The following is a 25222-nucleotide window of genomic DNA, read 5'->3' as shown; positions in this document are numbered from 1 at the left end:
CAATCACCCGAAGGCAGTCACCGCGACATTGGTGACATGAGCACTGATTTGCTGAAATTAACCCGCAATCGCCCTGAACTGACAAAGACCGCAGCCGCCGGCCTGATCGGCGCGACCCTTCCGCTGGTGACCTTCGGCGCCGCGCGTCTTCTCGCGGAGACCCCGGTGAGCGGGATCATCTGCTCCTCGGGCGGCCTGGAGTGCTTCGTCCCGATCACCCTTTACGCCATCGCCGCCACGATGGTGGTCGCCTGGGTCGCCCTGGCCCTGATCAGGGTCCGGCCCGCGTGGCTCGTCGTCCTCGTCGGGGCGGTCCTGTCGCTCGTGGTCGGCCGGCTGACCACACAACTCGTCCAGGAGACGTACGACTGGTTCCTGTTCCCGCTCACCGCCACCTGTTTCGCCGTCGGGGCCATGGCCGCGCTGCGCCTGATCGGCTCGGCGAAATGGGCCCTCGCCGCCGTGCTGCTGCTGGCCGCCAACCCGCTGGCCGCCCTGCTCATCCCCTCATAGGACCGACCCGCCGATTGAGTAGACGTACTCATTCCGCCCACACCCCGAAATGTGAATATTGGCGACATGGGCGCAGATTTGCGGAAATCCACGAGTCCCAGCTTCAAGATCATCGCCGCTGCCGTCATCGGCGCGACCGTCCCTGTACTCGTCCTCGTCGCCGCGCGCCTGATCTACCTCTCCACCGAACTCACCCGGCTCATCTGCACCGGCGGCCTGGAGTGCATCGTCCCGCACCTCCTCGCCGCCTACGCCGTCGCGACCGTGGTGGCCTGGGCCGCCCTGGCCGTCCTTCGCGTCCGGCGGCACTGGCTGGTGGCCGTCGTCGGGTCGGTGCTGACCGTCGTCACCACCACGGCGCTCCTCCTGCTCGGCCCCACGGACAGCGGCGTGTTCATCCTGCTCCCGTTCGGCGCCGCCAGTTTCGCCTTCGCGGCGTGGCTCACGACGCGGGGTCAGCGCCAGGAGTAACGCAGGATCTGCCCGATGTTCCGGAACCCCGGCAGGTGCGCCATGATCCACATCGCCACCCGGCCTGACCGCGGATAGTCCTCGATGCCCGGCATGTCGACCACGCTCTGCGCCTCCTGAAGCGTCAGCCCCGGATGCCACGACTCCAGCGAACGTGGGTCGTCGATGGCCCAGTGAAGGGTCGCACCGGTCTGCCGGACGGGCCGGTTGAGCTTCTGCAGCCGGATCCCGGTCGAGTTCTGGCAGTCGAAGATGAGCGCCCCGCTCGGGAACCGGCCGGTCAGCCGCTCGATCAGGCGACGACCGTCGTCTTCGCGCAGATACATCGACAGCCCCTCGAACACCACCGCCGTCGGCCGGTCGTCGGGCACCGAGGCCAGCCACCGCTCACTCGTGACCGAGGACGCGATGGAGTGATAGTCGCCGTCGGGCCGGTCGATCACCCGATCGCGCAGCTCCAGCACCTCCGGATAGTCGAGGTCGATCCAGCGCACCAGCGGCCCCGGATCGAGCCGCTGCACCCGGGTGTCGAGCCCGCAGGCCAGATGAAGCACCGTCGCGGAAGGGTGCTGCTCCAGGAAATCGCGGGTCCATTCGTCGATCCGCAGCCCCCGCAGAGCCACCCCCGCAGCCATCACGGGCGTGATCCCGGTCTTGGCGAAGTCGTAGTCGATCCGCTCCACAGCCAGCCGCGCGGCCGCGTCCTTCAGAATCGAGCGGTCGGAGCGGCTGTCGAGAGCTCGGCTCCACAGGGTGGCGAGCATCGTCTCCTGGGCGCCGGCGAGTGTGATCTTCTCGCGGTCCATCACTCTATTGAACACGGGGGGACGACCCCCCGAGCCCCCGATGCGAAGGGGCTTTCGCCCCCTCGCGCTCCCCTTGGTCGCTTCGCACCCCGACGTCGCTTTCGCTCCGGGGTCGCCGCGCTCCCTTGCGAAGGCGCGCGGAGGGTCACGTCAGCACTCTCGGTGATCTTCCAAATACGCTCAGTCCCATGCGCTTGACGACACTCGCGGCCGTGGCCGCGCTGCCCTTCTTCGTTCTGACCACCACTGCGCCGGCCGCCGCCGATCCCGCACCGCCCCCGGCCAGTCCCGGCTTTCTGCCCGGACTGAGCGGCGGCGGAATGGCGATGCCGATGTCGGGCATGCCGGGCGATCCGCTGATCGCCATCTCCGGCTTCGAGGACAAACTGCTGGGCAACAAGCCTCACTAGACCCGGCTGCGCACCGAGAAGGGCCCGAACCCCGAGCCACGGGTCGGGCCCTCATCCCGGCGGCGGCGAAGTGCGATCTTCTCGCGGTCCATTACTCCGTTGTGTACCTTCGCAAAGGTGGCAGATCGTCTGGATGTATGGACATATGAACTCGATGGCGAATTAGAGACCAATTACCACTTCGACGTCACCGACGAGGAACGCGCCGCCGCCGGCCGTGAGACCGTCGTCCAGCACCAGCGGGCCCTCATCCCCGCCAACAAGGCCAGAGCCGCTGAGAACTGGGCCGGAAAGCTGCCGCCCGAGGCCGAGATCAGACGGGTCTGGACTCCACGCGACCCCGCTGAGCTGCGGGCCCGGCTCGGCGACGACGAGCTGATCGCTTGGGATGAGGACGACGTCCTGCACGTCGTCTGGCGTGGCGTCGGCGACCAGCCGCGCCTCGGCAGCGGCATGCAGTTCGCGCTGTGGCCGGTGGAGGGCGCCGACGACCTCTGGGAGGCGTCGGTCCGCATCCGGCGGCTCGACGAGGCCGTGATCACGGTGAGCGTCGGCACCCTGGAGTCGTTCGTCGAGAGGGAGTGGCGCGGGCCCAAAGCGCCTCCCGCCCTGGACGAGGCCACCGTCCTGGAAGGCGTCGTCGAGCAGCACGAGCTGCCCTTTCTCGGCGAGAGCCGGCAGATCTTCCTCTACCTGCCGCCCAAGATCGAAGGGCTCATTCCCGCCGTCTGCCTGGCCGACGGCCAGATGCTTCCCTCGTTCGCCCGCACCGTCGACGCGGCCATCATGGCCGGGACCTGCCCGCCGGTGGCGATCGTCGGCGTGGCCAGCCCCCCTCACGCATCGGACGACCCGAGATCGCGCGATTACCTGCCGTCCCAGGACCCCGGCCGGTACGCCGCCCACCTCGCCTTCATCACCGACGAGGTGCTCCCGTGGGCCGACGAACGCTTCCCCGCCTCCGACACCTGGCTGACCGCCGGGGTGTCGAGCGGCGCGGTCTGGGCGCTCAACGCGGCCCAGCGACGGCCCGACGTCTTCTCCGGCGTGATCGGTCTCAGCCCCGGCATTCACCCGGAGACCGAACTGCACGCTCTGACCAGGGCCTATCTCGGCGCGGGCACTCTCGAATCGGGTTTCCGGTGGGCGACCGGCGAGTGGGCCACGAAGCTGACCGCCGCGGGCGCCGAGGTCCGCCACGTCGACTGGGTCGGCGGACACGACGTCTACTGGTGGGCGCGACACTTCCCCCTGGCTCTAACCTGGCTGACCGTACGCCCAGAGTGAAGTTCGCCAATCGCGTATTTGGTATCCATCACTCGGAATTGCGCGTTCTATGGAGTAACAGGGCCCCCCGGACTCCATGGAGCGGCGAGAGATGTTCGAAAGGTTCACCGACCGAGCGCGGCGGGTGGTCGTCCTGGCCCAAGAAGAGGCCCGGATGCTCAACCACAACTACATCGGCACCGAGCACATCCTGCTTGGCCTCATCCACGAAGGCGAAGGCGTCGCCGCCAAGGCCCTCGAAAGCCTGGGCATCAGCCTCGAAGGCGTCCGGCAGCAGGTCGAGGAGATCATCGGCCAGGGCCAGTCGGCGCCCTCCGGCCACATCCCCTTCACCCCGCGGGCCAAGAAGGTCCTTGAGCTGTCCCTGCGCGAGGCGCTGCAGCTCGGCCACAACTACATCGGCACCGAGCACATCCTGCTCGGCCTGATCCGTGAGGGTGAGGGCGTCGCCGCCCAGGTCCTCGTCAAGCTGGGCGCCGACCTCAACCGGGTCCGCCAGCAGGTCATCCAGCTGCTGCACGGCTACCAGGGCGGCAAAGAGGCCACAGCGGCCGGCGGCCCCCAGGAGACCGCTCCTTCGACATCGCTCGTCCTCGACCAGTTCGGCCGCAACCTCACGCAGGCCGCTCGCGAGGGCAAGCTCGACCCGGTGATCGGGCGCGAGAAGGAGATCGAGCGGGTCATGCAGGTGCTGTCCCGCCGCACCAAGAACAACCCCGTGCTCGTCGGCGAGCCCGGCGTCGGCAAGACGGCCGTGGTCGAGGGCCTGTCCCAGAAGATCGTCAAGGGCGAGGTGCCCGAGACCCTGAAGGACAAGCACCTCTACACGCTCGACCTGGGCGCGCTGGTCGCGGGTTCGCGTTACCGCGGTGACTTCGAGGAGCGCCTCAAGAAGGTCCTCAAGGAGATCCGCACCCGCGGCGACATCATCCTGTTCATCGACGAGCTCCACACTCTCGTGGGTGCGGGCGCGGCCGAGGGCGCCATCGACGCGGCGTCGATCCTCAAGCCCATGCTGGCCCGAGGCGAGCTGCAGACCATCGGCGCGACCACTCTCGACGAATACCGCAAGCACCTGGAGAAGGACGCCGCTCTGGAGCGTCGTTTCCAGCCGATCCAGGTCGCCGAGCCGTCGCTCAGCCACACGATCGAGATCCTCAAGGGTCTGCGCGACCGCTACGAGGCCCACCACCGCGTCTCCATCACCGACGGCGCCCTGGTGGCCGCCGCGACGCTGGCCGACCGCTACATCTCCGACCGCTTCCTGCCCGACAAGGCGATCGACCTGATCGACGAAGCGGGCTCGCGGATGCGCATCCGCCGCATGACCGCCCCGCCGGACCTGCGCGAATTCGACGAGAAGATCGCTCTCGTGCGCCGGGACAAAGAGTCGGCCATAGACGCGCAGGACTTCGAGAAGGCCGCCGCCCTCCGCGACAACGAGAAGCAGCTGTCCCTGAAGCGGGAACGCCGCGAGCGCGAGTGGAAGGCCGGCGACATGGACGTCGTCGCCGAGGTCACCGAGGAACTGATCGCCGAGGTCCTGGCCACTGCGACCGGCATCCCCGTCTTCAAGCTCACCGAAGAGGAGTCCCAGCGGCTCCTGCGGATGGAAGACGAGCTGCACAAGCGGATCATCGGTCAGGACGACGCCATCAAGGGCCTGTCCCGGGCGATCCGGCGTACTCGCGCCGGTCTGAAGGACCCGCGTCGTCCCGGTGGTTCGTTCATCTTCGCCGGCCCCTCGGGTGTCGGTAAGACCGAGCTTTCGAAGGCGCTGGCGGAGTTCCTGTTCGGCGACGAAGACGCGCTGATCATGCTGGACATGTCGGAGTTCATGGAGAAGCACACCGTCTCCCGGCTCTTCGGCTCGCCTCCCGGCTACGTCGGCTACGAAGAGGGCGGCCAGCTGACCGAGAAGGTGCGCCGCAAGCCGTTCTCGGTGGTGCTGTTCGACGAGATCGAGAAGGCCCACCCCGACATCTTCAACAGCCTCCTGCAGATCCTGGAGGACGGCCGGCTGACCGACGCCCAGGGCCGGGTGGTCGACTTCAAGAACACGGTCATCATCATGACCACCAACCTCGGCACCCGGGACATCAGCAAGGGCATCGGGATGGGGTTCGCGAAGAACAACGACGTCGAGGGCAACTACGACCGGATGAAGTCCAAGGTCCAGGAGGAGCTCAAGCAGCACTTCCGGCCCGAGTTCCTCAACCGTGTCGACGACACCGTCGTCTTCCACCAGCTGACGATGAACGAGATCATCCACATCGTCGACCTCATGCTGGCCCAGGTCGACGCCCGCCTCAAGGACCGGGACATGGCTCTCGACCTCACCCCGGCCGCCAAGCAGGTCCTCGCCGACAGGGGCTACGACCCCGTGATGGGCGCGCGTCCGCTGCGCCGGACGATCCAGCGTGAGCTGGAAGACTCGCTGTCGGAGAAGATCCTCTACGGCGAACTGCGCCCCGGCCAGGTCGTCAAGATCGACGTGGAAGGCGTCGGCGAGGCCGCCAAGTTCACCTTCGTGGGCGAGGCCAAGCCGGAGACCGAGATGTTCGTCCCCACGACGTTCACCGCGAAGCAGTAACTCTTCGTCACGACCGAAGGGCCGGGTGATCCACCCGGCCCTTCGGCGTTTCAGCAGACGCGCCGGTAGGGCTGACCGGGCACGTGGGTGCGCCACTCCTCGGGGGTGAGGGCGCGGCCGGCCTGGTCGCAGACGAGGTCGTGGGCGTCGGCGCCGTACAGGGTGGAGTCCCAGATCTCCAGGGCCGGTTGGCCCGGTGCGGTGAACCGGCCACCGCCCACCAGGGTGCCGCCGTCGGGGCTGAACGCCAGGGCGCTCGCCGCGAACGCCGGGGCTCCGCCGGCGGGGGCCCGGCCGTGGTAGGTGCCCAGGTGACGACCGGTCGCGGTGTCCCAGAACCGGATCACGCCGCTCGCGTCGCCGCTGGCCAGCACGCTCCCGTCGGGGCTGAACGCGACCGACAGCACGTCACCGGTGTGCCCGAGCAGGGCGGGCCCTGCGGGGACGGCCCTGCTCGGGTCCCACAGCCGGATCACCCGGTCGGCGCCCCCGGTGGCCAGCAACCTCCCGTCGGGGCTGAACGCCACCGCCCGCACGTCGCCGTCATGGCCGCCGAGCCGGCCGGTGCGCCGCCGGGTCTGGTTGTCCCACAGTTCCACCACGGAGCCGTAGGCCAGCGCGAGCGTCCGCCCGTCGGGGCCGAGGACGCCGTGGCCGGTGGCCTCCTGGGGCGGGTTGGCCCACAGGGTCTGGCTGGTGCGGCTGTCGACGTCGAGCAGGCTGATCACGTTGTCGCTGCTCAGCACGACCAGTCCGCCGGTCTGGGGGTCGAACACCATCGAGTGCACCCCGGAGTCCCGGGTCTCGATCGGCACCCCGAGCGGGCTCCGGGAGGCGGTCCGCCAGAGGCGCACACTGCCGTCCGCGTCGCCGGTGGCGAAGATCGTGCCGTCCTGGTTGAAGGTGATCGCGTTGACCGTGGCGAACCGGCCGCTGCCGGGGTCGGCGACCCGGGTGGTCAGGTCGAGGACGGAGTCGTAGGCGTCCAGGTTCCAGATCCGCACGGTCCGGTCGGTGGCGGCGGTGAGCAGGGTGTGGCCGCCCGGTGTGTAGGCGACGTCGACGACGGTCCCGGTGTGGCCGGTGATCGTGGCGCCGATGCGGCGCTGCCCGATGGTCTCCCAGATCCGCACCGCCTCGTCGCCGCCGCCGGTGGTGAACGTGGTGCCGTCGGGGCTGAACGCGATGGCCTCGACCGCGCGGTCGTGCGCGGCGAAATCGGCCCGTTTGACGAACTCGCGCTCGCCCACGCCCCAGATCTCGACGCCGCCGTCGGCCCGGCCGACGGCGAGGGTGCGCGTGTTCGGGTTGAGCGCCGCCGTGGTGACCTCCTCGGAGGGCAGCACCCGCAGCCGTTTCTCCGACGGCAGGTCGAAGACCTCCAAACCGTCGGCGGTGAGCGTGTAGAAGGTGGCGGCGTCGTTGCCGTACAGCACCAGCGGGCGGTTGCCCGCCGTCGCCGGGACCTCCAGCACCTGCTGGGCGGTGGTGGTGTTCCAGATCGTGACGGGCCGGCCTGCCGCCGCGACGGCGATGGTCCGCGCGTCGGCGCTGAAGGCGAGGCCCTTGCGCCCGAGCCCGCCGTCGGCGATCACGGCCAGTCGCTCTCGGGTGGCGGTGTTCCAGATCCGTACAGAACCGTCTGAGGCGGCGGTGGCGAACCGGCGGCCGTCGCGGGTGAAGGCGAGCGCGCTGATCGGGGCGTCGTGGGCGGGCACGACGGCGGTCTTCTTGTCCTCCAGCCACAGCGTGACCTCGCCGCCGGAGACGGTGGCCAGCAGCCCGGCGGCGCTGACGACCATGGTCTCGACGCCCGGCGGGTGCAGCACGTCGAGCGCGGGATGCACCGCCGAGGCGCGCAGCCCGGCCGCCGCCTCGGGCAGCGCGGGCGCGATCACGGCCCCCGCCAGCCGGAGCAGCCGGGCGAGAACCGGCTGGTCGGCGGCGAGCGCGTCGCCCTGGGCGAGCAGATGGCGGGCCACCGCCGTGGTGCTCCGGTCGACCGCCGCGTCCCGGTCGCGGGTGGCCCCGTCGAACAGCAGCGCCAGCGCGCCGGTCGTCCCGAAACTCACGACGAGCAGCGCGACCACCGCGATGGAGAGCAGACCCCGCAGGAATGTACGTTTCTCCGCGGCCCGCCGCCCCGCCATCGCCTGGGCCGCGCTCGCGTCGAGGAACGCCACCTCGGCCGGGGACAGATCGTGCCGGGCCCGCTTCACCGCCGCGCGGGCCGCCGCCAGCCGGGCGTCCTGGTAGAGGTGGGCCGCGTCGAACCCGCTCAGCACCCACCGGTTGGCGTCGACGGCGAACTCCCGCCGCACCTGACCGGCCGCCCGATCGGCCTCCGTCCACGCGGTGAACCGGGGCCAGGCCCGGACCACCGCCTCGTGCGCCAGCTCGGCCGTCTCCCCGTCCGACCGCACGAGTCCGGCCGCCACGAACGGGGCCAGCTCCGGCGACATCGGGCCCGTTCGCAGCGTGCCGAGCGGCCCGGTCAGCGCCGACAGCGCCGCCCTGGCGTCGTTGCGGACCAGGGCGCGCTCGGCGCTGCGGGGGATCGCCCCGGTCACCCGGCCGGTGGCCCGATAAGCCTCGAATGTCAGTACGTCGCCCGCCCCCCGATCCCACATCACCCGCAGCGTGTGGGCCAGCAGGGGCAGGTCACCGTTCTGGTCGGCGAGGATCTCCTCGACCAGGCCGTCTTCGAAGGTCACCCCGAGAGCGAGGGCGGGCTGCTCGATGGCGGTGCGAAGGTCGTCCAGAGACAGGGGCGAGACGATCAGCGGCCGGGAAAGGGCCGCGACCAGCTCGGGGAACGCGGCCGCGTCACCGGTGAAATCGGCCCGCAGCACCAGCACGACATGGGCCCGCGTGGCGGCCAGAGCGCCGATGAAGGTCTGCCGGGCGGTGAGATCGCGGCAGGCCGCGAAGACCTCCTCGAACCGGTCGACCACGATCAGCCCAGGATCGCCCAGCTCGTCGAGGTGATGCGGCGCGGCGGCCAGCCGGTCGTGGTCCATCGTGGCCCCGAACGCGGCCAGCAACGCGCCGACCGGATCGTCTCCGGGCCGTAACCGCAGCCCGCCCGCGAGGCCGACGTCGACGAGCGAGGTCTTCCCCGCCCCGGACGCGCCCGTGACGACGACCAGCTTCTCGCTCCCGGTACGCCGTCGCAGGTCGGAAAGGAGATCGTCACGGCCGAAGAACACGGCGGCGTCCAGTGCCCCGAACGCCGCCAACCCCGGATAGGGAGGCCTGCTGCTCACCTGACCAGCATGGCCGGAAATCAGAAAAAAGTAACCGGTGGCTGTCGAAACTCCGTCCGGCCGTTCGTAGAGGGGTCGTAGGTTCACACGAGAACGAATGGAGAACACCCATGCGCTACCTGATCACGCTGACCCGCACCGCCCAGCCCGAGACCCCGCCGCCCGCCGAACTCATGTCGGCGATCATGCAGCTCGGCCGGGAGGCCACCGAGTCGGGCGCCCTCGTCGACCAGAGCGGCCTGCTGGCCAAGACCGCCGAGGTCGAGGTCGTCGGCGGCAAACTGACGGTGACCGACGGCCCGTTCGCCGAGGCCAAGGAACTGATCAGCTACGCGATCTACGAGGTCCGCGACGAGGCCGAGGCGATCGAGTGGGCCAACCGCTTCATGAGACTGCACCGCGACATGTGGCCCGGCTGGGAGGGGGTCTCCCAGGTGCACCCCCTGATGACCTTCTGACCTCTGATTGGATCGGGAGGCATGGGGCTTCCCGATCCGATCCGCACCATCGAGGCCGTCTGGCGCATCGAGTCGGCCAAGGTCATCGCGACCGTGGCCAGGATGACCGGCGACATCGGCCTGGCCGAGGAGTCGGCCCAAGACGCGTTCCTGCTCGCCGTGGAGACCTGGCCACATGAGGGTGTGCCGGAGAACCCGGGCGGCTGGCTGACCACGACCGCCAAGCGCAAGGCGATCGACCAACTGCGGCGGCAGGGCGTCTACGAGGAGAAACTCCGCGAACTCGCCCAGCAGCCCCCGGCCCGGCCGGAACCCGAGCTGCTCACCCTGATCTTCACGGCCTGCCACCCTGACGTGGCCGTCGAGGGGCGGCTGGCGCTGACGCTGCGGCTGCTGGGCGGGCTGACGACGGCGGAGATCGCGCGGGCGTTCCTGGTCCCGGAACCGACGGTCGGCCAGCGGATCTACCGGGCCAAGGCCGCCCTGCGGAAGGTCCCGATCGAGCTGCCGCCCGCGGAGGAGCTGCCCGCGCGGCTGGCCTCGGTCCTTGAGGTCATCTATCTGATCTTCAACGAGGGCTACTCGGCGACGTCGGGCGACTCCTGGACCCGTAACGACCTGTGCTTCGAGGCGCTGCGCCTGTCCCGCGTGCTGGCCGCGCTGATGCCGACGTCATCCGAGGCGTCGGGCCTGCAGGCGCTGCTGGAGATCCAGTCGTCCCGCCTGAACGCCCGCATCGGCCCCGGCGGGGAGCCGGTCCTGCTCGCCGACCAGGACCGGACACGATGGGACCGCCTCCTCATCCGGCGAGGTCTGGAAGCGCTGACCCGCGCCGAGTCGACGGGGGTCCTGGGCCCGTACGGCCTCCAGGCCGCCATCGCGGCCGTCCACGCCAGGGCCGGGGTTTTCGCCGACACCGACTGGGCCCGGATGGCCGCCCTCTACCAACTGTTAGCCCACGTGGCCCCGTCGCCGATCGTCGAACTCAACCGCGCCGTGGCGGTCGGCATGGCCGAAGGGCCGGAGGCCGGGCTGAAGATCGTCGACGGACTGCCGCTCGAAGGCAACCCCCACCTGTCCGCGGTGAGAGGCGATCTCCTCGAACGCAGTGGACGAGTCGAGGAAGCCAGAGCGGCCTTTCTGAAGGCGGCCGAACTCACCAGGAACGTCCAGGAAAAGGCCCTTTATGAGCAGCGGGCCCGCGCCTGATCAGCGCAGCCCGGCGAACAGGTCGTCTTCGTGGTCGGGCGCCGTGACCTTGGTGGACACCCGGATGAAGTGTTCGGTCGACATGGCCATGCGCTGCATCTCGGGCGGCATCGACAACAGGGCGATGCTGTCGCCCTGGCTGGCGTGCGCCCGCAGCGCCGCGATCTTCGCGTCGGCCTGCTCGTGGGTGTCGACCACGCTGGTGATCAGCTCGTCGGGGGTGCCGAAGTCCTCCGGCAGCTCCCAGCCCGGGTCCTTGCCCTGTTCCTTCATCGCCGCGTACGACGCCTGGATGATCCGCCGGGGGATCGCCGTGTAGTAGAACTTCACCGGGATCCCGGTCGCCTCGGCCGCCGCCACCGCGACCCGGTGGGCCTGGATGTGGTCGGGATGACCGTAGTTGCCGTTCTCGTCGTAGGTCACGACGACCTGCGGCCGGTATTCCTCCATCAACGCCGCCACCTTCGCCACGGCCTTGTCGAAGTCGGCGTTGGTGAACGCGTCAGGGCTGGCGTTCCCGGCCCAGCCGACCATCCCCGAATCGTGGTATCCGAGCAGCTCGAGGTGCCCGATCTTCAGGTGCCCCACCGACTCGGCCAGCTCGGCGAGCCGCTGGTTGGCCACGTCGGCCTCGGAGTGCCCAGGATCCCCCGGCTTCACTCCGCCGGCCCCGTCGCCCTGCTCCCCGTTGGTGCAGGTCACCAGGACCGTACGCACCCCTTCGGCGGCGTATTTCGCGAAGACGCCCCCCGTTCCCATGACCTCGTCGTCAGGGTGGGCGTGCACCGCCATCAGCGTCAGCATTCCTCGACCCTATGGCAGGGCCGGTTCCCTCAGGGAAGCACAGTCGCACCTTCCCGTGACATCTCAGACCGGGTATTGGCGCGTCTTCTTCACGCAGTCATCGAGGAGGACGCATGAACGGTTCGGGGAACGTCACCACACTCGACTCCATCGACACGACTATCACCACTGACCTCAGAGCTGCCCGGGTCGCCAGACTCGCCGGGGGCCGCGACCAAATAGTTCTGGCCCGCCGCATGGTCTCGGCGACGATCGGCAGAGACCACCCGCTGCACGACGACTGCGTTCTGCTGACGAGCGAGATCGCCACGAACGCGGTCATCCACTCCAGATCGGGCGACGGCGGCGTGTTCACCGTGACGGTCTGGTTCTCCTCGGAGGAGGTCCGCGTCTGCGTCCAGGACGACGGCTCCACCGAACCCCCCTGTGCCGGCCACTCGACGGCGACCGCCACCAACGGCCGCGGCCTGCCCTTGCTCGACGCCTTAGCCGACCGATGGGGCATCGTCCGCGAGGGCGGCCGCAACAAGGTCTGGTTCGAGATGTCCCTCACCACCGCGCCCCCATCGGCCCTGGCCCTCTTCCTGCCCCGCTCGGCCTAAAGACCGCCCAGCTCCCGGGCCAGGAACGCCAGCATGTCGGCGGCCAGCCCGGCCGCCCGGTCGGCTGATCGGCCCGCGTGGCCGACGCCGGCTTCGTGGCGGAACAGGATCGGCCGGACGCCCGACGTCGCCCCCTGCAGGGCGGCGCACATCTTGCGGGCGTGGAGCGGGTCGACCCGGCTGTCGCCGTCGAAGACGGTGAACAGGGTCGCCGGATAGTCGACCCCCTCTTTGACCTGGTGGTAGGGCGAGTAGGCCAGCAGCCAGGAGAACTGCTCGGGGTCGTCGGCGGAGCCGTATTCCGGCACCCAGGAACTCCCGAGCCCCGACTTCTCGAACCTGATCATGTCGAGGACCGGCGCCGAGCACACGGCGGCGGCGACCAGTTCCGGACGCTGGGTGACCAGCGCCCCGACGAGCAGCCCACCCCCGGACTCACCGGTGACCCCCAGCAGGTCGGGCCTGGTCCAGCCCGAGGCGATCAGGGTCTCCGCGGCGGCGGCGAAATCGTCGAACGAGTTCTGCTTCCGCCCCCGCATCCCGGCCCGATGCCACCCCTCCCCTTCTTCGCCACCACCCCTGACCTGGGCGAACGCGAAAACGCCACCAGCCTCCAGCCACGGCAACACATAGGACGAGTAGGAGGGCGTGAGCGGCACCCCGAACCCGCCGTAGCCGTAGAGGATGCACGGGCTCGGCCCCGGCAGCCCCCGGCCGAGCACGACCATCCGGACCGGCGTGCCGTCGGCCGACTGGTAGACGACCTGGTGCGACTCGATCTCGGGCAGCTCGGCCCGGCCCGGGGCCGCCTCCCACAGGGTGGTCTCGCCGGTGCGGGCGTCATAGCGGTAGACGCTCTCGGGGGTGACGTAGTCGGAGTAGGTGAACCACACCTCGTGCCCCCGGGCGGACATCCGCCCGATGGAGCCGAGACCGGGGAGCGGGACCGCTCCTTGACGCTCCCCGGTCTCGGGATCATGGACGGAGATCTCCCCGATGGCGTGGCGCACCCACGCCACCAGGAGAACCCCGTCGAGCAGAACGAAATCGGCGATCACGGCCTCGGCGTCTTCCGGGACCAGGTCACGGAACTCATGCGGCACCGCCGGATCGGCCACGCGGAGGCGTCCACGGGGGGCGTCGAGGGTCGTCACCATGTACGCCCGCCCGTCACGCCCCACCGCCACCGCCGACCTGGCCGCCACGTCCTGCTGGACGGTCCACCGGGCCGGGCTGACCAGGTCACAGAGCCATACATCGTTGCCCGGCCCCCGGTTGACCGAGAGGGTGAGCCAGCGGCCGTCGGCGCTGAGGGCGATGCCGTCGGCGTCGGCCACGTCGAGGTCGTCGCCGCCGAGATGGTGGACGCGGGCCCGGCGGTCGCGGACGTAGTAGAAACCGTCGCTGTCCGGTAGCCAGGCCACCGGAGAGTAGCGGAGCCCGCCCACCGGGCCGTCGACGAGTGCGCCGGTGCGGGCGCTGATGACGTACAGCTCGGAACGTTCGTCGCCGCCCCGGGAGAGCTGGCAGGCGACGAGTTCGCCGTCGGGCGAGGGGTGCCAGGCGTCGAGCAGGGTGGTCGCGCCGGGGTCGATCGCCTCGGGGTCGAGGATCGGCCGGTCGTCGGCGTAGAGGACCGGCAGGCGGCGGCCCGGGTCGCGGCGGACGCGGAAGGCGGTGCCCGCCCGCCAGACGGGGGCGCCCACGACGCCGGTGTCGCTCAGCTCCTCGATCCTGGCCAGGAACCCGTCCCGGCCGGGGAGGAGCTGGCTCTGCCAGACGACCTCCTGCTGGGCCTGCCAGGCTCGCGTCTCGTCGGACGCGGGATCTTCCAGCCAGCGGTACGGGTCGGAGACGACGTGCCCGTGAATGATCTCGATCATGACACCTGCCTGAGTCGGGGGTCCCAATGCCCGGCCAGATCCGCGTACAGGGGCGAGGCGGCCAGAAGTTCCTGATGGGTGCCGGTGACGATCCGGGTGCCGTCCATGACCAGCACCCGCCGGGCCCGCAGGGCCGAGCTGATCCGGTGCGCGATGACGATCAGAGTGCACCCCGTCTCCGCGAAGGCCCGCTCGACCTGGGCCTCGGCCGCCGGATCGAGGCAGGAGGTGGCCTCGTCGAGGATGACCAGCGGCGCGTCGGCGAGAAATGCCCTGGCCAGGGCGACGAGCTGCCGGTCGGCCGGCCCGAGCTCGGTGACCTGGAGCCTGATGTGCCCGGCGCCGATGGCGTCGAGGGCCTGCCGCATCCTCGCCGGTTGGTGATCGCCCAGGTTCTCCGCGACGGTCCCCCGGAAGATGTACGCCTCCTGCGGGATCAGCACCCGCTGCCCCTTGTGGAGCCGGACGGCCGGCACTCCGCCGACGGTCACCCGCCCCTGACCGGGGACGACGAGTCCGGCGATGAGGGCGGCGAGGGTCGATTTCCCGATCCCGCTCGGCCCGACGACGGCCAGGTGCTCCCCTTCGGGGACGACCAGATCGAGGCGGTCGACGACCGGCAGGGCCTGCGGCCCATAGGCGAACGTGACCCCCTTCAGCTCGGTGTGCACCCCCTCGGACCGGTGGGTCTCCTGCGGTGGCGGCGGAAGCGCGGCCCGCAGCCGGGTCAGCGTGACCCAGAGCCGCACCCCGCTCTCCCCCAGCCCGCTCGCCAGGTTGAACAGCGCGGGCGTGAGCGACTGCATCACATAGGCGAGCGTCCCGAGCACGACCCCCGGGCTCGCGCCCAGCCGGGGCGCGTAGACGAGCACGAGCAGGATCGGCGCCCAGGCCCCCGTTCCCAGCACGACGGTACGGAGCGTCGTGACCCCCGCCAGCTTCCCGGCCGCCCGCCGCTGATCGTCGAAACGCGAACCGGCGTATCGGGCGGCGTGCTCCTCGTCGCCGGACGCGGCGACGTCGCCGAGCGCGGCGGTGACCCTGACCAGGCTCTCGGCCGTGGCCTCGTCGGCGAGCAGATAGGCGTGCTGCCGCTTCGCCAGTTCCGGCAGCGAGAAGAGGAACGCCCCCAGCGCGAGCAGCAACGGAGGCAGCACCAGCAGGAGCAGTTCCGGCATCAGCGCCATGACCCCGGCGACGACCCCGAGAAAGGCGAACACGAACGCCTTCACCGACCCGATGACCCCGGTGAAGGCGTCACGCGCCACCTCGACCTGGAGATTGGCCCTGGTGACGGCGGCGGCGTCGTTTCTCCCGGCCTCCAGTGCCCCGCGAACGGTCGCGGTCAGCAACTCCTCCCGCACGGGCTCCACGATGCCGGCCAAAGTGACGACCACCTGCCGCGCCCCGACGGCGGCGAAGATCCAGGAGATGCCGAGCAGGAACGTCCAGGAGAGCCCGGCGACGGCCTGATGCGCGGTGAACGCGTCGACCGCCCGGGCGATGGCCAGCCCGATGACGAACGCGGGCGCGGCCTCGACCAGCGACCACAGCACGAACCGCCACGCCTGCCCCGGCTGAGCGTTGAACGATCGCCAGAGAAACGAGCCGACCCGGGTCCGATGACCGAATGAGATCACGCGGCCACCTCGTTCCGACCGGCCACGCCTGACCCACGGGAGTTCACTGCGCCTCCCCGCCCTGGAAAACGGCTCGGTAATCCGGGTCGCGCCATAAGGCGAGGTGCCGGTCGAAGCCTCGTACCCGACCCTGATCGAGCCAGATCACCCGGTCGGCCCGCGCCGCGACGGCGGCCCGGTGGGTCACCATGACCTGGGTGCGGGTGTCGGCGGCCAGCGCGGTGCCGACCCGGCGTTCGGTGATGGTGTCGAGGCTGGAGGTGGCGTCGTCGAGCACCAGCAGGCGGTTTCCCTTCGCGAAAGCCCTGGTCAGGCCCAGTCGCTGGCGTTCGCCGCCGGACATGGGCGCCTCGGCCGGCGGGGTGCGGTAGCCGTGCGGCAACCGGCGGATGAAGTCGTCGGCCCCGGCGGCCACGGCCGCCTCGCGGGAGTCGCCGGTCGCCTCGGCGACGGTGTCTCCGATGAGGTGGGGCTTGGCGACGGCGTACCCGATGGCGCTTCTGAGCGACCGCCGGGTGAGTGACCGCAGCGGGACACCGTCGAGGAGGACGTCGCCGACGGCCGGGTCGTCGAGGCGGGCCGCGAGGCGGGCGAAACGGGACGCCCCCGAGCCGACCACGGCCACCGAGGTGCCGCCCTGGATCTCCAGGTCATCTGGCCAGATATCGCGAAAAGTGAGGGTCCCCGGGCCGGGAGGCAGCTCGCGAACCCCGTGCGCCACCGGGCATTCGTCCAAGATCTCGGCCAGCCGGGCGCCGGCCGCACGGGCGCGGGCCAGCCGGCCCAGCGACCCGATCGCGGGCCCCAGACCAGCGCCGATGACCACATATCGAGCGGCGGCGTAGAGCTCGCCGACGGTGAGCTCCCCTGCCGACAGCCGCCAGCCGCCCACGGCCAGCACCAGCACCTCGAGGAGCGGCACCACGATCGCGGCCCGCACCCCCGCGTCGGCGTTGGCCCGCCACAGCGCCATCGCATGGCCCCGGACCACCGGAAGCGCGGTCAGCACCCGCCGGGTCTCCCGCTCGGCGGTCCCGGCGGCGGCGATCGTGCGGGCGCCCGCGACCGCCTCGACCAGGCGCGCGGCGATGTCGGCCTGCGCCTCCTGGTATCTACCGGCGATCGTCGTGGACGTCTTCAAGAACCGTGTCAGTACGAAAACGATCACAACCAGCCCGCCCGCCAGGGTCAGGGCCAGCCACGGATCGATCAGCACCAGCAGCACCAGCGCCCCGGCCGACGGCACCACGAGCGCCACCGACGCGACCACCGCGTCTCCGGCCCGCCCCGCCTCCTCGGCGTTGACGCCGAGCCGGGTCACCAGATCGCCCGCGGGAATGCGTCGGGTCACCCCGGGACCCACGCCGAGCAGATGCGAGAGCGCCCGGTGGCGCAGCCAGGCCGCCGCCCGCGCGCCACCGGTTCCGCTCGCGTAGACGCCGAGACCGTCGCAGACGACGAGGAGCACCACGACGGCCCCGGCGGATATCACCCACGTCAGGGAGAAGGTGTCGACGGCGCGGCCGAGCACGAACGGCAGTGCCAGCTCAAGGCCGGCGCCGACCAGGGAGACAGCGACGAGCACGCCCGCCGCGGGCCCGCTACGCCTGATCGCCTCGGTTGTCAGCCGGTCGGCCGTCCGCAACGCCGAGTCCCTCTCTTCACGTGGGTGGAGTGTGTTCTGCGAAGGGAGGGCCCCGGGCTCCCGCGAGCCCAGGGCCCCGATCGGGTGCCTAGTGGCAGAGCAGCAGGCTCAGGTTGCTGGGCGTCTGGGACGCGCAGCCGAGCAGCGTCAGCGTGCTGCCGCCACCGCCGCCACCGCCGCCGCCGTGACCGCCGCCGCCGCCGGGAAGCTCCATCGCCTGAAGGTCGAGAAGAACCATGGTGATACTCCTTTGTGAAATTTCTCTATCGGGAGGACTTCGAGATCTTTTAAAAAGGTGGAGCTAGCTGTTCCGGGCCCCGATCACCTCCTTGGTCGACAGCTGAAGGGGGGCGCCACCCGGCATGGCGTAGGGCTCCGCGCCGAGTGGATGCATGAAGGGCAACGGGGTGCCGCTGAGGGCGAACAGGACCCCGGCGGTGCCGGTGGCGAAGTCCATCGACAGCCGGAGCAACTGGTCGCCGGGGAAGGCGATCCCGTCACGGTAGGGAAGAACGTGCCAGTCGAGGCCGGGGACGAGCGTCCGGTCGGCCAGGATCATGCCGGCCCGCCCGGCGAACAGGCCCGGCTGCACGAAGAACCGGCAGCGGCCCACTTTCAGCAGGTCGGGCAGCGCGGCGGCCAGCGAGGAGCCGGGCCGCCGTCGGAGCAGGTCGCCCAGCACGATCGCGATGCCGGCCGAGCCCTCGTCGAGGTAGGGCAGCGTCCGCCACCCCTGGTCGACCTGCAACGACCCGTCGGCGGTGACGACGCACCGCTTCAGGTCGAGGCGCAGCGCCCGTTCGGCCAGATCGAGCAGTGCCGGGTCTCTGGTGTGGTCGTAGGCGCGCAGGAAGAGGAGCGCGGGGCCGCTCAGGCCGTACAGGAGACCTGCCCTGGGGTGCGAACCGCCAGATATCTCCGGTACGTCGTCAGGAAGCCTCTCGGCGCAGAGCTCGACCAGCGGGCGGGCGTCGAGCCCCAGGTGGAGCAGGTTGAGCCCGATGCCGGCCAGCCCCGAGTAGAGGCTGAGATCGAGCTCCCGCCAGGGCCCCGACATGGCCCGATCGACGAGATCGAGCGCCTGGTCGACATGGCCGAACCGATCGAGCACATAGGCGACGCCGTGGAGCCCGTCGTAGAAGCCAGGCGGACACTCCAGGTTCTGGCGGTCCTGGGCCTGGAGGTCCTGGGTTCGGCTGTCCTGGGTTCGGCGGAGGAGCCACTCCTCGTAGTCGGGGAACCGGCCGGCTCCCGCCGCGTCGAGGGCGAGCAGGACCCCCGCCGCGCCGTGGGCCAGGTTGATCCCGCCGCCGGGATGGAACTGGGCGACGTCACCGGGAAAGAGCCGGTCGGAGCGCCGGGGCGTGGCGCTGGCGAGGATCCCCCGCGCCATCGCCGCCATCGGATCGCCGCTGGTCACACTCGCCGTGGGCCCGCCCCCGATGGGCCCGGTGATCGTGTGGACGGCGCGCTTGATCAGCTCCGGCGGCACCGGGAAGGTGTCGACGATCATGTGCCCGAGCTGTGTCGCCTTGGCCCGCGCCAGCGGCACGGTGATCGTGAGCTGCGGCGCGAACAGGCCCAGCGTGAGACACGCCAGGGCGTAGAGGTCGACGTCGGCGCCCCGCCGGTCGGCCGGCGCCTGGAAGGCCGGATGGGCCAGCACCGACCGGCCGCGGTCTTCGATGAACGTCGCGACCTCGAAGTCGATGAGGACGAGCCGCCCGTCGGGCGTGATCAGGATGTTGTTCGGATGAAGGTCGCAGAAGACGACCCCCCGCTCGTGCAGCGCCTCGACGGCGGCCCGCACCTTGGGCAGCGTGTCGAGCGCCCAGACGGTGTATTCGGCGATCGACTCGGCCGTCGCGTCGGCCTTGGACAGCGGAAACGTGCGGACCAGCGTGCGCTGAAGCGGCGTCGCGTCGACGAACTCCATCACCAGGAAGTGGTGGTCACCGAGCACGAAGTAGTCGCGATAACCGGGCGCGCAGTCGAGCCCGTCGAGCCGTCGCAGCACGTCACGCTCATGCTGCAGCCGCGCCACCGCGTCACGCTCGGCCGCGTCGAGCCCCGCCATCGGCCGGGCCTCCTTGAGCACGACCCGCTCGTCGGTCCGCCGGTCGGTGGCGAGATAGACCCCGCCCCCGTTGGAGAAGTGCATGACCGAGTCGACCGAATAGGGCAGCTCGCCGGTCGTGACCGCGTTCCTGGCCTCCAGATGGGCTCTGAGGAAGTCGGGCAGAGTCACCCATTCGGGGGTCGTGAACGAGGCTCCCCGCACGTCGGGCACCAGCTCGCCCCGGTCGTTCTCCATCGCCGGCACGAGCTCCCCGTTGGGGGCGGCACAGCGCCGGGCCACGAATCCGCCGTAGCGCACGAAAAGGGGCCCGTCGCCGTAACGGAGATCACTCAGGATGTACGGCCCCCGCACCCCCGTCAGCAGCCCGTCGAGCTCCTTGAGCGTAAGCTCAAGACAATCTTGCCGAGGGTAGATGGTGACCAGTTTGCCGCTCGAACCCCGCGAAGCCCCTTTTGAGTTGAGCATCGTGACAACAGACCGGCTGCGCAGGAATTTGAAGGGGATATCACGTTCGACGCAATAATCCCAGACGATTTCCAGCACCCGCGCCGCATCGGCCAGCCCGGCCGACACATGGATCTTCCAGCCCTGCGGCGGAACATCATGGCCGGTCGGGGCATAGTGGAACCAGGTGTCGGACGGCTGGTGGGACCAGCCACGCGGAACGTCACGCCCGGCCACCGCGAAATCCGGAATATCGGTTCCGCGCCGGTCGGGGGCGTCATAAAAAAGCCGGTCCGCGAGGCAATAAAGCTCATACTGGTCATTCACTGCCATCTCCCTGCTTTCTGCTAACAGGAAGAATTCCGGATAACCCCAGGAGCTTCTAGTTACAAGTTCAACCAATCCTCTGTGGGCAAATGTCATGGGTGCCGTCATGAAAACGGCCCTGACCTGTGCCGGAAGAGACCCGGCGACCAGGTTGTTGCACCAAGACATGGGAGATCGTTTCGCCGACCTGACGGCCATCCGACGCCTGCTGAACGACACGACGACATGGGCCTTCGTCGGCCTGTCCGGCGATCCAGGCAGGACCGTCTACAACCAGGCCAAACTCATGAAAAACCGGGGCAAACGCATCATTCCCGTACACCCGGACGGCCGCCCCGTCCTGGGCGAGACGACCTACCGCACCCTCGCCGACGTCCCGGTGCCCATCGACGTGGTGGCGATCTACCGCCGCACAGTCTTCGCCGGCGACGTGATCGACGAAGCCGTCAAGGTGGGAGCGGGCGCGGTATGGCTACCCCTGGACGTGTACGACGAGGCGGCGGGCGACAGGGCCCTGGCCGCCGGACTCGACGTGATCATGAACCGCTGCCCGGCGGTGGAGTGGGCCCTGCGCCGCTGAACCGACGAGCTACATCGTTCAGCCCGATTCGCGGACCATCAGTTCCGTCGGCAGTATCACCGGATCGATGTCGCCGTCCTCGAACAGCCCCAGCAGCAGGCTGACCACCGCCAAGGCCTGGTCGGCCATCGGGCTGCGTACCGTGGTCAATGGCGGGTCGGTGTAGAGAGCGGCCTCTATGTCGTCGAACCCGACCACGGACACGTCCTCCGGCACCCGTCTCCCGGCTCGCCGAAGCGCGTGAAGTGCCCCTATGGCCATTAAATCGTTGGCCGCGAAGACCGCGTCCAGCCCCGGATCGTCCTCCAGGAGCTGGCACATCGCCTGGTCCCCGGACACCCTCGTGAAGTCGCCGACCGCGATGATCGACCGTCGGCCGGTGTCCCGCAGCGTCTCCCGATACCCCGTCAGACGATCCTGGGACGCGATCATGTCCAGCGGCCCCGAGATGGTCGCGATCCGCCGTCGCCCCCGGGACAGCAGGTGCTCGACCGCCTGTCGCGCTCCCCCCAGGTTGTCGTTGTCGACATAGGGGACGGACGGCGCAGAGACGGGCTTGCCGAAGGACGCCATCGGCAGGCCCATCCGCATCAGCGCCGCGGGCAGCGGATCGGCCCCGTAGAAGGACACGAGCATCACGCCGTCCACGTGACCGGCGGCGATGTACTCCTGAACGCGCACCCGGCTCTCGTCCGACCCCGCCAGCATCAGGACGACCTGCTTGGACGCCGCCTCAAGAGCCCGCGACGCGGATCGCACCACCGTCGAGAACATCGGGTCGTCCGAGAACAGCCCGGCTGGGGGGTCGGACACGATCAGGGCGATCGAGTTGGTCCGCTGGGTGACCAGGCTGCGGGCGACCGAATTGGGGACGTACCCGAGTTCGTTCACCGCCCGCAGCACCAGTTCGCGGAAGTTCGGCGTCACGGTCGTGTCGCCGTTGACCACCCTTGAGACGGTCGACTTGGACACGCCGGCGCGGGCGGCGACCGCCTCCAAGGTTGGACGTTTCACTCGATGCCGTTCCGCTGGATGACGTCGCGATACCACAGGGCGCTGTCCTTGGGCAGGCGGCGCTGTGTGGCGTAATCGATCCGAACGATACCGAACCGCTGGTGATACCCCTCCGCCCACTCGAAATTGTCGAAAAGGGACCACACCAGGTAGCCCCGGAGGTCGGCGCCCTCCGCGATGGCCTGGTGGCAGGCGCGGAGGTGTCCGTCCAGGTAGGCGACCCGGTCGGAGTCGGGCACCCGGTCGCCGACGACCTTGTCGTGGAAGGCGGCGCCGTTCTCGGTGATGATCAGGCCGACGTCCGGATAGTCGTGCGACAACCGCACCAGCAGGCGGGACAGGCCCGACGGGATGACGGGCCAGCCCATCGCGGTCTGCGGGCCCTCGATGGTGACGAACTCGATGCCGTCGGTTCCCGGCCAGGCCGGGGGGGCCACCGCGCCCGCGGCGGCCTGGATCACGCACGGGTTGTAATAGTTGATCCCGAGCAGGTCGATCGGCTGCCGGATGATCTCCAGGTCGCCGTCGCGGATGTGGTCGAGGCCGCCGTGCTCGGCCGCGATGTCCAGGACCTCGGCCGGGTAGGTCCCCTTCAGCGCCGGGTCGAGGAACTGCCGGTTCAGCAGGGCGTCGACCCGCCTGATCGCCTCGGCGTCGTCGTCGGTGAGCACGTGGGCGACGTCCACGATCTGCGCCGGGGTGACCACGGGCGCCATGTTCAGCGTCAGGGTCAGGGTGCCGGTGAGGTTCTGGGCGGCCAGGCCGTGGCCGAGCAGCTGGTGGTGGGCCGCCTTGAAGGCCGAGGCGGCGTCGGTCACGCCGGGGGCGTGCACACCGCTGCCGTAGCCGAGGAAGGCGCAGACCCAGGGCTCGTTCAGGGTGGTCCAGTTCGAGACCCGGTCGGAGAGCCGGGCGTGAACGGCGGCCGCGTAGTCGGCGAAGTAGTACGCGGTGTCGCGCGAGGTCCAGCCGCCCCGGTCCTCCAGGTTCTGCGGGAGGTCCCAGTGGTAGAGAGTGACGTACGGCGTGATGCCCGCGTCCAGCAGCGAGTCGACCAGGCGGTCGTAGAAGTCGAGGCCGCGCGGGTTCGCCGGGCCGGAGCCGTCGGGGACGACCCGGGGCCAGGCGGTGGAGAACCGGTAGACCGACAGGCCCAGGTCGGCCATGAGGCGCACGTCGTCCGGATAGCGGTGGTAGTGGTCGCAGGCCACGTCTCCGGTGTGGCCGTCGGCGACCTTGCCGGGGGTGCGCGCGAAGGTGTCCCAGATGGACACGCCGCGCCCGTCTTCCCGAGCGGCCCCCTCCACCTGGTACGACGCCGTCGCGGCACCCCAGATGAACCCCTCGGGAAACTCGATGTCCGGCGTCATCCCTTGACCGCCCCCTGCATGATTCCTCCGATGATGTGCTTGCCGAGAAAGGCGAACACGATGACCAGCGGCAGTGTGCCGAGGGCGGTCCCCGCGAGGCCCATCACGTAGTCGTTGACGTAACCGGCGGCCAGGGTCGACAGCGCCACCTGGACCGTCGGGTTCTCCGGGGTGAGCACCATGAGCGGCCACAGGTAGTCGTTCCAGGCCGTCATGAAGGTCAGCATGCCGAGGACGGCCGCCGCCGGCCGGGCCGCCGGGAAGACGACGTGCCACACCAGGCCCCAGGTCGTGCAGCCGTCGACGCGGCCGGCCTCAAGGAGTTCGGTGGGCAGCGCCCGGGACAGATACTGCGTCATGAAGAACACGCCGAACGCGTTGACCAGCGCGGGCACGATGACGGCGTACAGAGAACCGACCCACTCCAGTTTCACCATGAGGATGTAGAGCGGGATGATGCCGGCCAGGGTCGGGACCATCATCGTGCCGACGGTCATCAGCAGCAGGATGTTGCGGCCGCGGAACGGCAGCTTGGCGAAGGCGAACCCGGCCAGGGTCGAGAAGAACATGACCGAGATCGAGATCAGGCCGGCCACGAAGACCGAGTTGAGCATCGCCAGGCCGAACGGCACGGTGTCGAAGACCCGGGAGACGTTCTCGAAGAAGTTTCCGCCCGGGAACAGCGGCGGCGGGACCGAGGCGAGCGAGGCGTTGTCGCGGGAGGCCACCACGATCGAGTAGTACAGCGGGATCGTGAAGAAGAAGGCGACCGCGGTGAGCGTGAGGTAGGTCAGCCGGTTGCCGACCCGACGGCCGTTCATCGGACGCTTCCCTTCATCCGGTTCGTGAGCAGGAAGTTGATACCGGCGATGATCAGGATGAAGATGAAGATCATCCAGGAGATGGCCGACGAGAAGCCGAAGTCGAGGCGCATGTAGTTCTCGTAGAAGAACAGCGAAAGCGTCTGGTACTGCCGGTCCTGGCCACCGGTGAGGGTGTAGGCGCCGAACAGCAGCGGCTCGGCGAAGATCTGCATCGACCCGATGGTCGAGGTGATCACCACGAAGGCGATCGTGGGGCGGATCATCGGGACGGTGATCTTGCGGAGCTGGGTGGAACTCGACGCGCCGTCGATGGTGGCGGCCTCGTACAGCTCTCTCGGTACGGCCTGCATCGCCGCCAGCAGGATGAGCGCGTTGTAGCCCGTCCACCGCCACATGATCATCGTCGAGATGGCCAGGTGGGAGCTCAGGGTGCCGTCGCGCCAGGCGACGCCCTCGAAGCCGAAGCTCGTGATGACCCAGTTGATCAGGCCGAAGTCACGGCCGAAGATCTGCGAGAAGATCACCACGACCGCCACCACGCTGGTGACGTTGGGCAGCAGCAGCGTGATCCGGAAGAAGTTCTGCGCCCGCAGCGGCCGGTTGAGCAGGTGGGCGAGCCACAGGGCCAGCAGCAACTGCGGCACCATCGACAGAACACCGATGGACAACGTGTTGTACGTGGCGTTCCAGAAGTAGGAGTCGGTCAGCAGGACCCTGAAGTTCTCCAGGCCGACGAAGGTGTGCTCGTCCTTCAGCAGCGTCCACTCGTGCAGGCTCACCCAGAGCGTGTAGCCGATGGGGAACAACCCGAAGGCGCAGAAGAGCAGGAAGAACGGCGCGACGTACGCGTACGGCGAGGCCTTGACGTCGACCGCGTGCCGCCAGTGGCGGGCATTCAGCCGGCGCTTGCCTCCCGGTCGCCGTGGCGGCGCTGCGCGTTCCGGGGCACGCGTGGCCATGGCGCTCCTTTCGAGGGAAGGCGGGGTGGCCGGTCCG

21 protein-coding genes are annotated in these 25222 nt (G+C 69.8%); 9 read left to right on the top strand and 12 right to left on the bottom strand.

Annotation, left to right across the window (positions count from 1 at the left end; all coding sequences use genetic code 11):
- Positions 1-36: 36 nt before the first annotated feature.
- Positions 37-513 carry a hypothetical protein gene (locus tag AW272_RS41780; RefSeq protein WP_157518300.1) on the top strand — a complete coding sequence of 159 codons (477 nt, stop codon included), beginning with the start codon at positions 37-39 and terminating at the stop codon, positions 511-513.
- A gap of 66 nt (positions 514-579) precedes the next feature.
- Positions 580-984 (top strand): hypothetical protein, encoded by a 405-nt coding sequence (locus AW272_RS04430; RefSeq protein WP_157518298.1) that lies wholly within the window; start codon positions 580-582, stop codon positions 982-984.
- Here the strand turns inward: AW272_RS04430 and AW272_RS04425 are convergent.
- Positions 969-1790 carry a class I SAM-dependent methyltransferase gene (locus AW272_RS04425; RefSeq protein ID WP_066361132.1) on the bottom strand — a complete coding sequence of 274 codons (822 nt, stop codon included), beginning with the start codon at positions 1788-1790 and terminating at the stop codon, positions 969-971. The genes AW272_RS04430 and AW272_RS04425 overlap by 16 nt on opposite strands.
- Before the next feature lie 188 nt (positions 1791-1978).
- Between AW272_RS04425 and AW272_RS04420 the strand changes: the two genes are divergently transcribed.
- The 3 genes from AW272_RS04420 (at position 1979) to AW272_RS04410 (ending at position 6080) form a co-directional block, all read left to right on the top strand.
- Positions 1979-2200 (top strand): hypothetical protein, encoded by a 222-nt coding sequence (locus tag AW272_RS04420; RefSeq protein WP_066361131.1) that lies wholly within the window; start codon positions 1979-1981, stop codon positions 2198-2200.
- 117 nt (positions 2201-2317) lie between these two features.
- A complete protein-coding gene (locus AW272_RS04415) occupies positions 2318-3487 on the top strand; it encodes an alpha/beta hydrolase (RefSeq protein ID WP_066361130.1) in 1170 nt (389 codons plus the stop codon).
- A gap of 91 nt (positions 3488-3578) precedes the next feature.
- Positions 3579-6080, top strand: a complete 2502-nt coding sequence (locus AW272_RS04410) for an ATP-dependent Clp protease ATP-binding subunit (RefSeq protein WP_066361129.1) — start codon at positions 3579-3581, stop codon at positions 6078-6080.
- A gap of 50 nt (positions 6081-6130) precedes the next feature.
- Here the strand turns inward: AW272_RS04410 and AW272_RS04405 are convergent, their stop codons facing one another.
- On the bottom strand, positions 6131-9346 hold the full coding sequence (locus AW272_RS04405; protein WP_157518296.1) for an NACHT and WD repeat domain-containing protein: 3216 nt from the start codon (positions 9344-9346) through the stop codon (positions 6131-6133).
- Positions 9347-9456: 110 nt separating this feature from the next.
- Between AW272_RS04405 and AW272_RS04400 the strand changes: the two genes are divergently transcribed.
- Positions 9457-9804 carry a YciI family protein gene (locus AW272_RS04400; RefSeq protein ID WP_066361127.1) on the top strand — a complete coding sequence of 116 codons (348 nt, stop codon included), beginning with the start codon at positions 9457-9459 and terminating at the stop codon, positions 9802-9804.
- A 21-nt stretch (positions 9805-9825) separates the two neighbouring features.
- The gene (locus AW272_RS04395; protein ID WP_066361126.1) at positions 9826-11013 is read left to right on the top strand and encodes an RNA polymerase sigma factor; all 1188 of its coding nucleotides are present in this window, start codon (positions 9826-9828) and stop codon (positions 11011-11013) included.
- Here the strand turns inward: AW272_RS04395 and AW272_RS04390 are convergent, their stop codons facing one another.
- Positions 11014-11817 carry a PIG-L family deacetylase gene (locus tag AW272_RS04390; protein WP_066361125.1) on the bottom strand — a complete coding sequence of 268 codons (804 nt, stop codon included), beginning with the start codon at positions 11815-11817 and terminating at the stop codon, positions 11014-11016.
- Positions 11818-11930: 113 nt separating this feature from the next.
- On the opposite strand from AW272_RS04390, the gene AW272_RS04385 reads away from it, so the two are divergent.
- Positions 11931-12419 (top strand): ATP-binding protein, encoded by a 489-nt coding sequence (locus AW272_RS04385; protein ID WP_083957937.1) that lies wholly within the window; start codon positions 11931-11933, stop codon positions 12417-12419.
- Here AW272_RS04385 and AW272_RS04380 read toward each other — a convergent pair.
- From AW272_RS04380 to lanKC, 5 genes are all read right to left on the bottom strand, one after another.
- Positions 12416-14302 (bottom strand): prolyl oligopeptidase family serine peptidase, encoded by a 1887-nt coding sequence (locus AW272_RS04380; RefSeq protein WP_066361124.1) that lies wholly within the window; start codon positions 14300-14302, stop codon positions 12416-12418. The two genes, AW272_RS04385 and AW272_RS04380, sit on opposite strands and share 4 nt — an antisense overlap.
- Positions 14299-15942 (bottom strand): ATP-binding cassette domain-containing protein, encoded by a 1644-nt coding sequence (locus AW272_RS04375; RefSeq protein WP_083957935.1) that lies wholly within the window; start codon positions 15940-15942, stop codon positions 14299-14301. The genes AW272_RS04380 and AW272_RS04375 overlap by 4 nt, the downstream gene beginning before the upstream one ends.
- 43 nt (positions 15943-15985) lie before the next feature.
- Complete coding sequence (locus AW272_RS04370) at positions 15986-17587, bottom strand: ABC transporter transmembrane domain-containing protein (RefSeq protein WP_066361123.1); 1602 nt, start codon at positions 17585-17587, stop codon at positions 15986-15988.
- A gap of 88 nt (positions 17588-17675) precedes the next feature.
- Positions 17676-17825 (bottom strand): SapB/AmfS family lanthipeptide, encoded by a 150-nt coding sequence (locus AW272_RS41775; RefSeq protein WP_157518294.1) that lies wholly within the window; start codon positions 17823-17825, stop codon positions 17676-17678.
- Between the two features lie 63 nt (positions 17826-17888).
- A complete protein-coding gene (gene lanKC, locus AW272_RS04365; RefSeq protein WP_083957933.1) occupies positions 17889-20438 on the bottom strand; it encodes a class III lanthionine synthetase LanKC in 2550 nt (849 codons plus the stop codon).
- 166 nt (positions 20439-20604) lie between these two features.
- On the opposite strand from lanKC, the gene AW272_RS04360 reads away from it, so the two are divergent.
- Complete coding sequence (locus AW272_RS04360; RefSeq protein WP_066361121.1) at positions 20605-21018, top strand: CoA-binding protein; 414 nt, start codon at positions 20605-20607, stop codon at positions 21016-21018.
- 18 nt (positions 21019-21036) lie between these two features.
- On the opposite strand, the gene AW272_RS41770 is transcribed toward AW272_RS04360, so the two are convergent.
- Genes AW272_RS41770 through AW272_RS04340 form a run of 4 tightly spaced genes read right to left on the bottom strand, consistent with a single transcriptional unit; the run spans position 21037 to position 25185 of the window.
- Positions 21037-22032, bottom strand: coding sequence for a LacI family DNA-binding transcriptional regulator (locus AW272_RS41770; RefSeq protein WP_066361120.1), 996 nt, complete (start codon positions 22030-22032; stop codon positions 21037-21039).
- Positions 22029-23402, bottom strand: a complete 1374-nt coding sequence (locus tag AW272_RS41765) for a GH1 family beta-glucosidase (RefSeq protein ID WP_066361119.1) — start codon at positions 23400-23402, stop codon at positions 22029-22031. The genes AW272_RS41770 and AW272_RS41765 overlap by 4 nt, the downstream gene beginning before the upstream one ends.
- Entirely contained in the window at positions 23399-24223 is an 825-nt protein-coding gene (locus tag AW272_RS04345) for a carbohydrate ABC transporter permease (protein ID WP_066361118.1), read from the bottom strand. The genes AW272_RS41765 and AW272_RS04345 overlap by 4 nt, the downstream gene beginning before the upstream one ends.
- The gene (locus tag AW272_RS04340) at positions 24220-25185 is read right to left on the bottom strand and encodes a carbohydrate ABC transporter permease (RefSeq protein ID WP_066361117.1); all 966 of its coding nucleotides are present in this window, start codon (positions 25183-25185) and stop codon (positions 24220-24222) included. The genes AW272_RS04345 and AW272_RS04340 overlap by 4 nt, the downstream gene beginning before the upstream one ends.
- Positions 25186-25222 lie beyond the last annotated feature (37 nt).

It is taken from the genome of Herbidospora mongoliensis (assembly GCF_001570545.1).
Taxonomy (GTDB): Bacteria; Actinomycetota; Actinomycetes; order Streptosporangiales; family Streptosporangiaceae; genus Herbidospora; species Herbidospora mongoliensis.
This window is presented reverse-complemented; position numbering and strand designations above follow the sequence as displayed.